Here is a 14,261-nt window from a genome sequence, read left to right on the forward strand (position 1 = left end):
TCGGTCAATGTGGGAGCGGGCTTGCTCGCGAAGAGGCCCGCCAGATCACATCACTTTAACGCCCTGATCCGAGCCTCGATAAACCGCCGCTCCGGCACCTGCTGCGTCAATTCCAGCGCCCGCTCAAACGCCGCCCGCGCCTCGTCCACCCGTCCCAACTGCCGACAAAACTCCGCCCGCGCCGAATGCGCCAAGTGGTAATCCAGCAATTCCCCGCGTGCAAGTATTCCTTCAATCAACGTCAACCCCGCCAGCGGCCCATCCCGTCTGGAGATCGCCGCCGCACGGTTCAACTCGATCACCGGCGAAGGCACGGCCGCCAACAGCACGTCATACAGCCCCACAATCTGCAGCCAGTCGGTCTCCCCCGCCGTCGGCGCTTCGGCATGCACCGCCGCAATCGCCGCTTGCAGGCAGTAAGGTCCGAACCGTCGCGTACTCAGTGCCCGCTCGATCAGCGCGCAACCTTCGGCCATCAACCCGGCGTCCCACAGTGAACGGTCCTGCTCATCCAGCAGGATCAGCTCACCACTTGGCGACGTACGCGCCGGACGCCGTGACTCGTGCAGCAGCATCAACGCCAGCAGGCCCATTACTTCGGGCTCTGGCAGTAATTCCATCAGCAAACGCCCGAGACGGATCGCCTCGCGGGTCAAGTCTTCCCGAGTCAGCTCGGTGCCGACGGACGCCGAGTAACCTTCGTTGAACACCAGGTAAATCACCCGCAGCACGCTGTCGAGTCGCTCGGGCAATTCCGCCAGGGTCGGTACTTGATAGGGGATTTTCGCGTCGCGGATTTTCGCTTTGGCCCGCACGATGCGCTGGGCAATGGTCGCCGGTGCCGAGAGAAACGCCCGGGCGATTTCTTCGGTGGTCAGGTCGCAGACTTCGCGCAATGTCAGCGGCACTTGAGCATCCGCCGCCAGTGCCGGGTGACAGCAAGTGAAGATCAGGCGCAAGCGATCGTCTTCCACGTCTTCGTCACTCCAGTCGGCCTGCTCCAGCGCCTCCAGTTGAGCGATCAACATCGGCCGGGACGCGGCAAACCGCGCACGGCGACGCAACACGTCGATGGCCTTGAAGCGCCCGGTGGACACCAGCCACGCCCGTGGGTTGTCCGGCACACCGTCACGCTGCCAGCGCTCGACCGCGATAAAAAATGCCTCGTGCAAGGCCTCTTCGGCGAGATCGAAATCGCCGAGCAAACGGATCAGGGTCGCCAGGATCCGCCGCGACTCTTCGCGGTAAACCTGCTCGACCCGAGCCTTGACCGACACCCCGGGCATCAGTCCTGCGTGCCTACGGTCACCAGCGTTACCATGGAATCTCCTTGCTTGTGATCGTCAGGGATTCAACTCGCGAACAGGTCGCACCTCGACACAACCCACCCGGGCCGCCGGAATGTTTCCGGCGACCTGGAGAGCTTCATTGAGGTCTTTGGCGTCGATCAGGTAGAAGCCGGCCAACTGCTCCTTGGTTTCGGCGAACGGGCCGTCGGTGATCGACATCTTGCCGTTGCGCATGCGCACGGTGGTGGCGGTCTGCACCGATTCCAGCGCCTCGGCGGCGAGCATGCGGCCGCTGCCCTGGATCGATTCGGCGTAGGCCATGCACTCGGCGTCCCGGGGGCTTTCGGGCAGTGAGTGCAACTCCTGTTCATTGCTATAGACCAGGCATAAATACTTCATGGGGCTCTCCGATCGAACTGATCAACTATGGTCGCAGTTTGGCGTTTTGGCGCTGCTTCCCGACGATCAGGGTTCCAGGTTGAACAGCGTGGTGCCGCTCAGCATGTCAAACGGGGCCGACCAGTGTTCGTGAACGATGCGCCATTGCCCGGCCTCGCGCCGGTAGCAGGCGGTCACGCGCATCCAGCAGGCCTGGGTTTCGCCCTTGTCGTTGGTGCCGCCGCAGTGAGCCAGCCAATGAGCGAAGGCGATGTGCTCGTCCGCCACGATGTTCATGTGGTCGAAGTCAAACGTGTGCGCGCCCTGGCACATTTCCATGCACTCCAGCCAATGTGCGCGGTAGGCGGCCTTGCCGCGGATTTGCAGGGCTTTGACCGCGTCGTAGGAGACGATGTCATCGCCATACAGGGCCATGATTTTTTCGACATCCTTGGCGATGACCGCCTGGCGATAGGTGTCGATCAGGGTCTGGATTTCGTGTGTCGCCGTCATGGTGGTTCTCCGTGGTTTTTGTTGTGAAGACACCCTTAGTCGTCCGGCAAGACGCCAGATCGACAGTCAAATTAAAAATAATCCATGGGCGCAAACTCGCTAGAATCCGACGCTCATTTCTGTTGGAAAAAGGACACTCCAGTGACAACCCGACTCGTGCCTTACGAAACCCTGAACCCGCGCCAGCGCCAGCAGGTCGAGGCCATCGAAGTTCACCAGGAACAGATCAAGTTCTCCGGCGACATCCACGGTGCGTTGCACACCTTGTTGTCCAAACCCGGCCCCGGCGTCAAAGGATTTGCCCTGCTGGTCGAGGCGGTGCCCGTTGCCTTCCTGCTGCTCAAACGCCCACCGGCGTTGCCCGCGTGGGCCGATGAACACAGCGCCACCCTGCACGCGTTGCAAGTCGACCAGCGTCATCAGGGCAAAGGTTATGGCAAGGCCTGTTTGCAAGCCCTGCCCGACGTCGCGCGTCAGGCGTTTCCGGAAATAAAAGCGCTGGAGTTGTCGGTGGACGCGGACAACGAGGCGGCTATCGCGCTGTATGCAAAGTTCGGCTGGGTCGACAGCGGCGAAGCGTATAAGGGCCGGATCGGTTACGAACGGCGCATGGGACTGGTTTTTTAGGTCGACCACATAACATGTGGGAGCGGGCTTGCTCGCGAATGCGGTGTGTCAGTCGATATCATCATGTGACTGATACACCGCATTCGCGAGCAAGTCGGATCGCCGCACCGCCGCTCCCACCGTAGGTTTTCGGTGTTTGATGGAATTTGGTTACAACGCCAACACCATCTCATGCCAAGCCATCCCGCCATGATCCGACGCGGAAGGCTTGACGTAGACAAACCCGAACCCGGCATACAGCGGAATATGCCGTTCCTTGCACATCAGGTTAATGCTGGTCTTGCCCAATACACGCATCCGCTCGATGAACTCGCCCATCAGACGTTTCGCCAGGCCCTGCCCCTGATACTCCGGGTGCACCACCACCGACATGATCACCACGTGCGGGCCGGCCGGGTCGTGGCCGATCAGTTCCTTGAACGCTTCGTCCGACATCTCGACCTGAAACGCCGCCCCGGAGTTGATGAAACCGGCTACAACACCTTCCACTTCGGCGACGATAAAACCTTCAGGCCAGGTGGCGATGCGGGTGGCGATTTTTTCCCGGGTGGCGGCTTCGTCGCCTTCGTAGGCAGCGGTTTCGATGGCGAAACAGCGGTCCAGGTCGATGGGGAGGACGTGGCGGATGACGGTTTTCATGGCGGGTCAGGAATCAGCGAGGGAAAGGCTGGGGATCATAAATTAATAAGGAGTTCATATCGATCACCGCGGGCGCCGTAAAGCCGGCGTATAGGCGCTGTCATTGCGCCTCGGTTCAGATTATTGATGTGTCCTGTCTCTTCCAGTCAACGAGGGAACACACCATGAGCAGCGTTCAGATCGGGCTTCTTATGCTGTTGGGCATCAACACATTTGGCTTTGCCACGTTGTCGATCGACCTGTTGCGGGTACGACGGTTGAAGCAAGGCAAATAACATTCAAGAGGCGGGCACGGGTCCGCCTCCTGACTGGGTTATCAAGCCTTGAGCGGCAGCCAGATTTCCAGCACGCCGGTGTTGAGCTTCGGGTTGAAGTCTTCGCTGTAGCGTTCGAATTCCGGGGCGTCCGCCGCCTCTTTACCGGACTGCGGCAACCAGGTTTTCCAAATGTACTGAAACGTCGCGGGCAACTGGTCCAGCGAGCCTTTGTGCTCGAACACCGCGTAATGCTGGGGTTGAACCTCAACCCAGCGGTACTTCTCGGGCAGGTCGTCGAGTTTGTCGATCTCGACGCCGGCGATGTATTCGAAGCCGCCCTTGCCATCCGGATTGCAGCAGATGCCGTAGGTTACTTCGCTTTTTTGACCGGGAATTTTGCCAATCTCGGGAACGAATTTCTCCCAGAGTTCGGGAATGCCTTGCGTGGTCTGCTGGGTAAATCGACCACCAAGCCCTGCAATGAGCAGAAAGTGCCCGTGCTCGAAACGTGGCTCGGCCGGTTTTACGCCTGATTGCTCGTCCATGACTCAACTCCTGAGACGAAAAAAGTGGGTTCGGCTGGGAGTATAGAACTCAAACCCGATTCGCCCAATTACAGTGCATGCAACGCCTCGACGGCGCCCGCGCCCACAAACTCGTTATAGCCAGATAGAATCACGTACACCGCGAAATAGCAGAAGATCGCCGCCGATGCCATGTAGGAGTAACGCAGCAGTTTGTCGCCCAGCAACTTGCCGCCATGGCTCGCCGCGAAACACAGACCTACGCACCACAGCACGCCGGCGCAGAGAAAACCGCCGAGAAACAGCGCCGAACTGAGGGTGCCACCGCCACCGGAACGCGCGATCAGTGTGCCGCCCACCGCGGCAAACCAGAGAATGGCGCTGGGTGACGACATGGCGAGAAAGATCCCACGGAAAAACTCTTTGCGGTGGGAGTTTTGACCGACTTCGGCGGCCTGGGCCAGTACCGCCTCGTGGTGAATCGCCGAATAAATCATCTTCGCCGCGAAGTACACCAGCAACGCCGAACCGCCGATCCACAGCACCCAACGCACGGTTTCGTATTGCAGCAAAACGGTCATGCCGGCCAGCGCCAGCACCGCGTAAACCAGGTCACCGACGCACGTCCCCAACCCCAGCGCAAAGCCTTGAAAATAGCCGCGCTGCATCGCCAGGGTGATCATCGCGATATTGGCCACGCCGATGTCCAGGCACAGTGAAAGGCTCAGCAAGAAGCCACTGCTAAATTCCATCGACCGATTTCCTTCGGAAAAAATTGTTTACGTTGAGGCTGGACAGTCTGCCACACCTGCCCTTACATTCCGCCACAGGTCACCGCAGTGACCAGCGTCGCTCGGACGGTTCCGGGCGCTTACGTTATCCGAGGCAACAATGGCCGAACAAGGTTCGCCGCGCCGCTTTGCGCGCATAGATCGACTCCCCCCTTACGTTTTCAACATCACCGCCGAGCTGAAGATGGCCGCCCGTCGTCGTGGTGAAGACATCATCGACTTGAGCATGGGCAATCCCGACGGCCCGACGCCGCCGCACATTGTCGAAAAACTCGTCACCGTCGCCCAACGCGAAGACACCCACGGTTACTCCACGTCCAAGGGCATTCCGCGTCTGCGCCGGGCGATTTCCAACTGGTACAAGGAACGCTACGAGGTCGATATCGACCCTGAAAACGAAGCCATCGTGACCATTGGTTCCAAGGAAGGCCTGGCGCATTTGATGCTGGCCACCCTGGACCAGGGCGACACGGTTCTGGTGCCGAACCCGAGCTACCCGATTCACATTTACGGTGCCGTCATTGCCGGCGCCCAGGTGCGTTCGGTGCCGCTGATTCCGGGCGTGGACTTCTTCGCTGAACTGGAACGGGCGATTCGCGGCTCGATTCCGAAACCGAAAATGATGATCCTCGGCTTCCCGTCCAACCCGACCGCGCAGTGCGTTGAGCTGGATTTCTTCGAGCGGGTGATCGCCCTCGCCAAGCAGTACGACGTACTGGTGGTGCATGACCTGGCCTACGCCGACATCGTTTACGACGGCTGGAAAGCCCCGTCGATCATGCAGGTTCCGGGCGCCAAGGACATCGCGGTGGAGTTTTTCACCCTGTCCAAAAGCTACAACATGGCGGGCTGGCGGATCGGCTTCATGGTCGGCAACCCGGAACTGGTCAACGCCCTGGCGCGGATCAAGAGTTACCACGACTACGGCACCTTCACCCCGCTGCAAGTTGCGGCGATTGCGGCGCTGGAAGGCGATCAGCAGTGCGTGAAAGACATCGCCGAGCAGTACCGGCAGCGACGCAACGTGCTGGTCAAAGGCCTGCATGAATTGGGCTGGATGGTGGAAAACCCGAAAGCGTCGATGTATGTCTGGGCGAAGATTCCCGAGGCGTATGCGCACCTGGGTTCGCTGGAGTTCGCCAAGAAACTGCTGGCCGAAGCCAAGGTGTGCGTGTCACCGGGCGTGGGGTTTGGTGAGTATGGGGATGATCATGTGCGCTTCGCGCTGATCGAAAACCAGGACCGGATTCGTCAGGCCGTGCGCGGGATTCGCGGGATGTTCCGGGCGGATGGGTTAGTCAGCAAAACCAACGCCTGACACATAACACTGTGGGAGCGGGCTTGCTCGCGAATGCGGTGTGTCAATCAACATCAACGTTGACTGACACGCCCCCTTCGCGAGCAAGCCCGCTCCCACATTTGGTTTTGCGGTGTTACTTAAACGAACAACGACAGCAGCAGGATGAAGCCCAGGCCCACGACGGACAGAATGGTTTCCATCGCCGTCCAGGTCTTGAAGGTTTCTGCCACGGTCATATTGAAGTACTGCTTCACCAGCCAGAAACCGGCGTCGTTGACGTGAGACAGGATCAGCGAACCGGCACCGGTGGCCAGCACCAGCAACTCACGGTTCACACCCGGCATCATCCCCACCACCGGCACCACAATGCCTGCGCCGGTAATGGTCGCCACGGTCGCGGAACCGGTCGCGATACGGATCACCGCCGCCACCAGCCAAGCCAGCAGGATCGGCGAAATTTGCGCGGCCACCGCCATGTTGCCGATGACATTACCAACGCCGCTGGTCACCAGCATCTGCTTGAAGCCACCACCAGCACCGATGATCAGGATGATCGCGGCGGTCGGCGCGAGGCTCGCGTCCAGCCACTTGAGCATCTGGTTGGAACCAATGCCCTGCTTGTAACCGAAGGTGTACAGCGACAGCAGCAATGCCAGCAGCAGTGCCGAGATCGGGTGACCGATCAGGTCCATGAAGGTGCGGAAGAAATTGCCGTCCGGCAGCACCACATCAGCAAAGGTCTTGAGCAGCATCAGGAACACCGGCGATAGCACGGTGATCAAGGTGATCGCGAAGCTCGGGAGATCGGCAGAATCGTTCTCACGCGCCAGTTGATCCACCAGTTCCTGATTCGGATGACCGGGAATGTACTTGGCAATGAAGGTGCCGTAGATCGGGCCGGCGATAATGGCCGTCGGCAGCGCAACGATCAGGCCGTAGAGAATGGTTTTACCGATGTCGGCACCGAACACGCCGATGGCCAGCAACGGGCCCGGGTGCGGCGGCACCAGACCGTGTACGGCAGACAGACCGGCCAGCAGCGGGATACCGATCTTGATGATCGACACGCCGGTACGCCGGGCGACGATGAACACCAGCGGGATCAGCAGCACGAAACCGATTTCGAAGAACAGCGGAATGCCGACCAGGAACGCGGCGAACATCATCGCCCACTGCACCTTGTCCTTACCGAACGCACGAATCAGGGTCTGGGCAATCTGATCCGCCCCGCCCGACTCGGCCATCATTTTGCCGAGCATGGTGCCCAGCGCCAGGATGATCCCGACGAAACCGAGCACCCCACCGAAGCCGTCCTGGAACGCTTTGATGATGGTGCCGATCGGCATGCCGGAAGTCAGCCCGAGAAAGGCTGCGGCGATGATCAGGGCAATGAACGGGTGAAACTTGAACTTGGTGATCAGGACAATAAGCCCGATCACCGTGACCACTGCATCGAGCAACAGGAACGTCTCGTGGGACATGCCAAACATTAGGGGTGTCTCCTGGTTGTTGTTGTTATTAAAGCGGGTAATTCGAAAGCCATAAGGACAGCGCTATCTCTTCAAGAAAAATTAACCGGCGCGTTTCAAGCCGTGTTCCAGCCACCAGTGGTGCGCTTGAACGGCCAACTCATCGACGCTGTGGTTCGAGGCGTCGAGGGCCAGGGTCAGCGGCTCGCCAACGGGGGACTCAAGGGTGGCGAACTGGCTGTCGATCAAGGTCGACGGCATGAAATGGCCCGGCCGATGGGAGACACGATCGGCAGCCACTTCAGGCGTGAGTTCAAGGAACACGAAGCCCAGGCCCGGCAAGGCGCTGCGCAGACGTTCGCGATAGATGTGTTTGAGGGCCGAGCAGGTCAGCACCGGGCGTTCGCCCTTGGCATCGACGCGGCGCAGTTCGTCGCACAGGCTGTCGAGCCAGCCGGCGCGGTCGTCGTCGTTCAGGGGAATGCCTGCGCTCATCTTTTCGATATTGGCGGCAGGGTGAAAAGTGTCGCCTTCAATGGCAGTGGCGCCGCTGAGCTCGCACAAGGCTTCGCTGACGCACGTCTTGCCGCAACCGGCAACGCCCATGATGACCAGGGCGGTGATGGGATGATTCATGTAACACCTCAGCGCGCAGACAGCGCTACCTTTGCCAGTTATGACACTCGACGAAAAGTAGAAGTTGCCGACGCCTTCTTGTCATTTTTGTGGGTTGCAGCATGTTCGTTCCCGACGCCGAAAAGCGAGGTTCAGGCAAAACTCGCTTACGCATTTGCAGCGGCTTCGGGACAGCGCTACCTTAGTGCCTTGAATTTTGTTTGGCAAGCCGCCCGATGACCTCTCCTAAAAACGATAAAAATACTCGAACCACTGGCCGCCCTACTCTGAATGAAGTCGCCCGACTGGCCGGCGTCAGCCCGATTACCGCCTCCCGCGCCTTGCGCGGCGTCAGCACGGTGGCCACTGAACTGGTGGAAAAAGTCCAGAAAGCGGCGCTTGAACTCAACTACGTGGTCAACCCCGCCGCCCGCGCGTTAGCCTCGGCCCAGAGCCATTCCGTGGTGGTGTTGGTGCCGTCGCTGTCCAACTTGCTGTTCATCGACACGCTGGAAGCCATTCATCAGGTTTTGCGTCCCAAGGGCTTCGAAGTGCTGATCGGCAACTTTCACTACTCGCGTGATGAAGAAGAAAACCTGCTGCGTAATTACATGGCGTATCAGCCGCGCGGCTTGCTGTTGACCGGGTTTGATCGCACCGAGAGTTCGCGACGGATGATCGAGGCGAGCAATATTCCCTGCGTGTACATGATGGAACTGGACAGTGCCGCCGGGCTCAATTGTGTCGGTTTCTCGCAGCTCGCCGCCGGTGAAACGGCGGCGGAGCATTTGCTGTCACGCGGTCGCAAACGCCTGTCTTACATCGGCGCGCAACTGGATCAACGCACGTTGCTGCGCGGCGAAGGGTTCCGCAAAGCCCTGCAAAAGGCCGGTCGGTATGACCCGGATCTGGAAGTGCTGACCCCGCGCGCGTCCTCCGTCGGTCTGGGTGGCGAATTGTTCCTGCAACTGATCGCCAGTCATCCTGATGTCGATGCAATCTTCTTCGGCAATGACGACCTGGCGCAAGGCGCACTGCTTGAAGCGATGCGCTGCGGAATCAAAATCCCCGAACAGGTGGCGATCCTCGGTTTCAACGACCTGCCGGCCTCGGCCCACATGGTCCCGCGCCTGAGCAGCATCAGCACCCCGCGCGAGGCGATTGGCCGACGCGCGGCGGAGCAGATGCTGACCTTGATGGCAGGCAACACGGTGGCGAAGCCGGTGCAGGACATGGGGTTTGAGTTGAAGGTGCGCGAAAGCACGTAAACCCTGTAGGAGCCGGCTTGCTGGCGATGGCATCACCTCGGTCCGTCAGATACAGCGAGGTGATGCCATCGCCAGCAAGCCGACTCCTACAGGGGTATTCTGTCCGTACGGGTAGTAGATTCCAAAAGCGTCTGATCGCTATAGGAGTGGCTCAATGGAACATGCACTGAAGATTCTCGGTAAAGCGTCGTCCATCAACGTCAGAAAAGTCCTTTGGACCTGCGACGAATTGGGCCTTTCCTACGAGCGCGAGGACTGGGGCAGCGGGTTCGCATCGACCCACAGCCCGGAATTTACCCGGCTCAACCCCAACGCGCAGGTGCCAGTGATCGTCGATGAGGCCGGCGTGCTGTGGGAGTCCAACACCATCTGCCGCTATCTGGCCGGCAAACACCCGCATGCGGATCTGCTGCCACACGAACCGGCGGCGCGTGCTCGGGTTGAGCAATGGATGGACTGGCAAGCCACCGATCTCAATACTTCCTGGAGCTACGCGTTTACGGCGCTGGTGCGCAAAGATCCGGAGTTCCAGGACGCGCATCGCATTGCCACCGGCGTGCGCGACTGGAATCAGAAGATGAGCATTCTTGAGCATCAACTCGCGACCACCAAAGCCTATGTCGCCGGACCACGGTTCACGCTGGCCGACATTGTCATCGGGCTGTCAGTCAACCGCTGGCTGATGACACCGATGGATCGACCTGACTTCCCCGCCATCGACGAGTATTTCCAACGGTTGGCGCAACGCCCGGGATTCCTGAAACATGGCTGCAACGGCCTGCCTTGAAGCCATGCCAGCTTCGCGGTGGTCGACGGCTGCCGCCCGGCGGCAAGCCGTAATGCCAGTCAGTCAAGCGAAGGTGATGCACTGTAGGAGCGAGCTTGCTCGCGATGGTCGTGAACGAAAACGCGTATTACCTGAGTAAACGTGGCGTTCTGAAGTCCATCGCGAGCAAGCTCGCTCCTACAGATCGGTGTTTCAGTTCAACTGCAGCGTTGAGTTGAACTGGCTGATCGCATCCACGACATGCCGCGACCCCTGCTGAATTTCCAGGATCACCTCCCCCGCCTCGTTTGCCAGTTCCACCCCGAGACCGGTCCGGCTCAAACTCGACTGCATGCTCGACACCGCGCTCAATGACAAATCGTGGTTCTTGCGCACCACGTCGACGATCTCCAGCGTCGCCTGGCTGGTCCGTGCGGCGAGGCTGCGAACCTCATCGGCGACGACTGCGAAGCCACGCCCGTGCTCCCCGGCCCGGGCCGCTTCGATCGCCGCGTTGAGCGCCAGCAGGTTGGTCTGATCGGCAATGCCGCGGATGGTCTGGACGATGGTGCCGATGCTGTCGGACTGCTTGCTGACCGCGTCGATGCTCAACGCCGCCTCGTTCAAATCCCTGGAAATGTCCTGGATGATCTGCACCGTTTGCTGCACCACCTGCGACCCCTTCTGCGCACAGGCGTCGTTCTGGACCGAGGTGCTGTGGGCCGATTCGGCAGCGGTTTGCAGGGTGGTCACCTGATTCGTGATGTCGCTGGCGAACTTGACCACTTTGTACAGCCGGCCCTTGGTGTCGAACAACGGGTTGTAGGACGCTTCAAGGAAAAGGGTATGGCCGTGTTTATCTTTGCGTTCAAAACGTTGCGAGTGATATTCGCCGCGATTCAGTGAGGCCCAGAACGCTTTGTAAGCCTGGGATTCGGCTTCGGCGCGGTGGCAAAACAGGCTGTGGTGTTGGCCAACGACTTCTTTAAGCGAGTAATGGGTGGGTCTTCAGGAAGTTTTCATTGGCGGTGATCACATGACCTTCGGGGGTGAATTCGATTACCGCCATGGAACGACCGAGCGCCGCGAGCATGCTTTCGCTTTCGTGTTCCTTGTAAACCCTGGCAGAGATGTCGGTGGCCACTTTGATCACGCTTTTTACCTGGCGGTCGGGGCCGAAAACCGGCATGTAACTGGCTTCGAGCCAGATCTCCTTGCCCCGCTTGTCCAAGCGCAGGAAGGTGCCGCTGACCGGTTCGCCACGGGCCAGCTCACGCCACAATCTGGCGTAGTCTTCGCTGCGATAAAACGCTTCTTCGCAAAAGATCCGGTGATGTTTGCCACGCACTTCTTCGACGCTGTAACCCATGGCGGCGCAAAAGTTTTCGTTGGCATCGAGGATGATGCCTTCAGGGGTGAACTCAATCATCGCCATCGAACGGCTGACGGCGGCCAACTTGGCGTTGGCCTCGGTCAGCGCGTCACTGTAGCGCTCGATTTCCAGCAGGTCAGCCTTGTGATGTCGGTTAAACATGGTCTATCACCCTAAGCGCGGTCTTTTGATTGATGAAAGTTCTTTGGTCTTTCAACGTTCCATGGAACAGGCACACGCATTCCTCCACAGGAGGGATGGTCAGGTGATCAATGATGTTGAATCGGAGAGTCCATGTGGCAACGCTCTTATCAAGACATCCGTCTCTTGATAGCCCGGGACCGGGCCAACCCTGATGTATTCATAAGTAACTCCCTTTATCGAAAAGCTCCCTGTTGCTCAGCGCCGGCGCCTTGGGTTGCGCACTCTTGAGCCTCGGTCCCTCATATTGTGACCGACATAGTTAATTACGACACAGCATAGACAGCCGCAATAGTCTTGCAAGGCCATTGTTATGCCACTACCGAGGACAAAATCGTTTCAGCTCAGGCCGATTCACTTTTTAGCCAGCACGCCCAACAGAGCCTGCACCGCCGCCGAGGGTGAATCAGTGGCCGGCGTTGGTGCGGTTTCAGGAGAGGGTTGATTTGCGCCCGACAGGGCAAGCAGCGTTGGCCGCGGAGTTGGTGTAGGTCTTGAGACCATTCGCGAGCAAGCCCGCTCCCACGTTTGATCGCATTCTTACAGGAAGAACCCGGTTAAATGTGGGAGCGAGCCTGCTCGCGAAAGCGGTGTAACAGGCGCTGAAGAAACTACAGACTCGAACTCACTTTGGTAGCCACTTCCCCCGGCACCCACCCCTTCCACACCTGCGGCTGATCCCGCAAAAACGCTTCCGCCACCTGACGCGGTTGCTGGCGCTTTTCGCTCATCTGGGCAAGGGTCTCGTTCAGCAGACCGATCGGAAAATCGACTTTCTCGAAGAACGATACCAAATCCGGATACTGCGTCTTGAACGGTGCGGACACGCCGATGGCCAGGCTCGCCGGCATCGAGCGTGTGCCTTTAGGGTTCGGGTTGTTGGCATCGGCCAGGGTCTTCCAGGCTTCGGCGTCGAACGGCGGCTCGTCGAGTTTCACCAGTTTGAAACGACCCAACAGCGGCGTCGGCGACCAGTAGTAGAACAACACCGGTTTGCCTCGGCGGATCGACGATGCGACCTCGGCATCCAGCGCCGCGCCGGAGCCGGTGCGGAAGTTGACGAAGCTGGCGGTCAGGTCATAGGCCTTGAGTTTCTGACTGTTGACGATTTCCGAGGTCCAGCCGGTCGGGCTGTTGAGGAAGCGTCCGCGGCTCGGGTCTTCGGGGTCGCGGAACACATCCTTGTAGCGCGCCAGGTCGGCGACGGATTTCAGCTCGGGAGCCAGCGGTTTGATGCCGCGCTCCGGGTCGCCCTTGATCACGTATTCCGGCACCCACCAGCCTTCGGTGGCGCCTTTGACCGTGTCGCCCAGACCAAACACTTTGCCTTCCGCGGCGGCTTTGACCCAAGCCGGACTGCGCCCGGCCCACTCTTCGCCAATCACCTGGATGTCGTTCTTGGCCAGCGCGGCTTCGAGGCTGACGGTGCTGCCTGGCAAGGTGTCGGTCGGGTAGCCGTAACCTTTTTCGACGATCAACCGCAGGATCTCGGTGATCAGGCTGCCGCTTTCCCAGGTGATGTCACCGAAGTGGATCGGTGCGGTTTTTTCTGCGGCGGGAACGTGGCTGGCCACAAGGCTCAGGGCGAGCAGCGAACTGCCGAGCAGGGTTTTGATCGATTTCATGCGGACCTCTGGTGCAAGGGTTCATTGGCGCTGTGCTGGGCGCACAACGCTTGGGAGCGGGTCATGTAGACGCTGACCGAGCGTTGGGAAATGCCCAGCTCGGCGGCGATTTGCGGGTAAGTCAGGCCATCGATTCGCGATAACAGGAACGCCGCCCGGACCTTGCCCGGCAAGCGTTCCAGCGTTCGGTCGAGGCCGTGCAATGCCTGGGTCAGTTGCAGCAGTTCCTCGGGTGAACCCGTTTGCGGCTGATCGAGGTGTTGCAGTTGATCGAGGTGCTGACGTTCCAGATCACGGCGACGCCAGAGCTGATAGATCAGCCGGTGGGCGATGGTGGTGAGCAAGGCACGAGGTTCGCGAATCGGGGTCAGGCCCGGGGATTCGAGCAGTTGCGCGAAGGTTTCGGCGGCGATGTCTTCGGCGTTGGGACTGGCCCCCAGATGCCGTCGCAACCGTGCGCACAGCCAGGGGTAATGGGCGCGGAACAATCCGCCCACGACGTTGCGATGGGAAAAGTCGGTGCCGGACATAGAGGCTCCAAGGGTTAAGGTCGCTGAATGTCCGGTGGTCCGGTGAAGCGAATCCTAGCAAGGAGCCTTATTCTTTAATAATACTTAAAATGCATTT

The 14,261-nt window shown here is 59.6% G+C and carries 16 protein-coding genes and 1 pseudogene; 4 read left to right on the plus strand and 13 right to left on the minus strand.

Going from position 1 to position 14,261, the window contains the following annotated elements; all coding sequences use genetic code 11:
* Positions 1-50 precede the first annotated feature (50 nt).
* The 3 genes from ACA073_RS19910 to ACA073_RS19920 form a co-directional block, all read right to left on the minus strand.
* A complete protein-coding gene (locus ACA073_RS19910) occupies positions 51-1,286 on the minus strand; it encodes an RNA polymerase sigma factor (RefSeq protein WP_497398876.1) in 1,236 nt (411 codons plus the stop codon).
* Positions 1,287-1,343: 57 nt separating this feature from the next.
* Positions 1,344-1,688, minus strand: a complete 345-nt coding sequence (locus tag ACA073_RS19915) for a YciI family protein (RefSeq protein WP_461953595.1) — start codon at positions 1,686-1,688, stop codon at positions 1,344-1,346.
* Positions 1,689-1,754: 66 nt separating this feature from the next.
* Complete coding sequence (locus ACA073_RS19920) at positions 1,755-2,180, minus strand: YybH family protein (protein ID WP_497398878.1); 426 nt, start codon at positions 2,178-2,180, stop codon at positions 1,755-1,757.
* A gap of 141 nt (positions 2,181-2,321) precedes the next feature.
* On the opposite strand from ACA073_RS19920, the gene ACA073_RS19925 reads away from it, so the two are divergent.
* The gene (locus ACA073_RS19925; protein ID WP_497398880.1) at positions 2,322-2,807 is read left to right on the plus strand and encodes a GNAT family N-acetyltransferase; all 486 of its coding nucleotides are present in this window, start codon (positions 2,322-2,324) and stop codon (positions 2,805-2,807) included.
* Between the two features lie 150 nt (positions 2,808-2,957).
* Here ACA073_RS19925 and ACA073_RS19930 read toward each other — a convergent pair whose 3' ends face one another.
* The 3 genes from ACA073_RS19930 to ACA073_RS19940 form a co-directional block, all read right to left on the minus strand.
* Positions 2,958-3,446, minus strand: coding sequence for a GNAT family N-acetyltransferase (locus tag ACA073_RS19930; RefSeq protein WP_497398882.1), 489 nt, complete (start codon positions 3,444-3,446; stop codon positions 2,958-2,960).
* A gap of 316 nt (positions 3,447-3,762) precedes the next feature.
* Positions 3,763-4,248, minus strand: a complete 486-nt coding sequence (locus tag ACA073_RS19935; protein ID WP_497398884.1) for a GyrI-like domain-containing protein — start codon at positions 4,246-4,248, stop codon at positions 3,763-3,765.
* Between the two features lie 68 nt (positions 4,249-4,316).
* Positions 4,317-4,979, minus strand: a complete 663-nt coding sequence (locus tag ACA073_RS19940) for a LysE family translocator (RefSeq protein WP_497398886.1) — start codon at positions 4,977-4,979, stop codon at positions 4,317-4,319.
* Between the two features lie 139 nt (positions 4,980-5,118).
* Between ACA073_RS19940 and alaC the strand changes: the two genes are divergently transcribed.
* On the plus strand, positions 5,119-6,336 hold the full coding sequence (alaC, locus tag ACA073_RS19945) for an alanine transaminase (protein WP_497398888.1): 1,218 nt from the start codon (positions 5,119-5,121) through the stop codon (positions 6,334-6,336).
* 119 nt (positions 6,337-6,455) lie between these two features.
* Here the strand turns inward: alaC and ACA073_RS19950 are convergent, their stop codons facing one another.
* Both ACA073_RS19950 and ACA073_RS19955 read right to left on the minus strand, forming a co-directional pair.
* Positions 6,456-7,808, minus strand: coding sequence for a GntP family permease (locus ACA073_RS19950; protein ID WP_214378087.1), 1,353 nt, complete (start codon positions 7,806-7,808; stop codon positions 6,456-6,458).
* 81 nt (positions 7,809-7,889) lie between these two features.
* Entirely contained in the window at positions 7,890-8,423 is a 534-nt protein-coding gene (locus tag ACA073_RS19955) for a gluconokinase (protein ID WP_497398890.1), read from the minus strand.
* 215 nt (positions 8,424-8,638) lie between these two features.
* Between ACA073_RS19955 and gntR the strand changes: the two genes are divergently transcribed.
* Together gntR and ACA073_RS19965 are read left to right on the plus strand one after the other, a co-directional pair.
* Positions 8,639-9,670, plus strand: a complete 1,032-nt coding sequence (gene gntR / locus ACA073_RS19960) for an HTH-type transcriptional regulator GntR (protein WP_497398892.1) — start codon at positions 8,639-8,641, stop codon at positions 9,668-9,670.
* Between the two features lie 154 nt (positions 9,671-9,824).
* On the plus strand, positions 9,825-10,457 hold the full coding sequence (locus tag ACA073_RS19965) for a glutathione S-transferase family protein (protein ID WP_497398894.1): 633 nt from the start codon (positions 9,825-9,827) through the stop codon (positions 10,455-10,457).
* Positions 10,458-10,649: 192 nt separating this feature from the next.
* Here the strand turns inward: ACA073_RS19965 and ACA073_RS19970 are convergent, their stop codons facing one another.
* The 5 genes and pseudogenes from ACA073_RS19970 to ACA073_RS19990 all read right to left on the minus strand — a co-directional run bounded on the left by ACA073_RS19970 (position 10,650) and on the right by ACA073_RS19990 (position 14,164).
* Positions 10,650-11,222 carry a methyl-accepting chemotaxis protein gene (locus tag ACA073_RS19970; RefSeq protein ID WP_497404161.1) on the minus strand — a complete coding sequence of 191 codons (573 nt, stop codon included), beginning with the start codon at positions 11,220-11,222 and terminating at the stop codon, positions 10,650-10,652.
* A gap of 18 nt (positions 11,223-11,240) precedes the next feature.
* A pseudogene (locus ACA073_RS19975) lies at positions 11,241-11,396 on the minus strand (PAS domain-containing protein); the annotation flags it as partial.
* 25 nt (positions 11,397-11,421) lie between these two features.
* Entirely contained in the window at positions 11,422-11,970 is a 549-nt protein-coding gene (locus ACA073_RS19980) for a PAS domain-containing protein (RefSeq protein WP_497398896.1), read from the minus strand.
* Between the two features lie 650 nt (positions 11,971-12,620).
* Entirely contained in the window at positions 12,621-13,634 is a 1,014-nt protein-coding gene (locus ACA073_RS19985; protein ID WP_497398898.1) for an ABC transporter substrate-binding protein, read from the minus strand.
* Positions 13,631-14,164, minus strand: coding sequence for a sigma-70 family RNA polymerase sigma factor (locus tag ACA073_RS19990; RefSeq protein WP_497398900.1), 534 nt, complete (start codon positions 14,162-14,164; stop codon positions 13,631-13,633). Before ACA073_RS19990 ends, ACA073_RS19985 begins: the two co-directional genes overlap by 4 nt.
* Positions 14,165-14,261: the final 97 nt, after the last annotated feature.

This window comes from Pseudomonas sp. LBUM1670 (assembly GCF_059695695.1).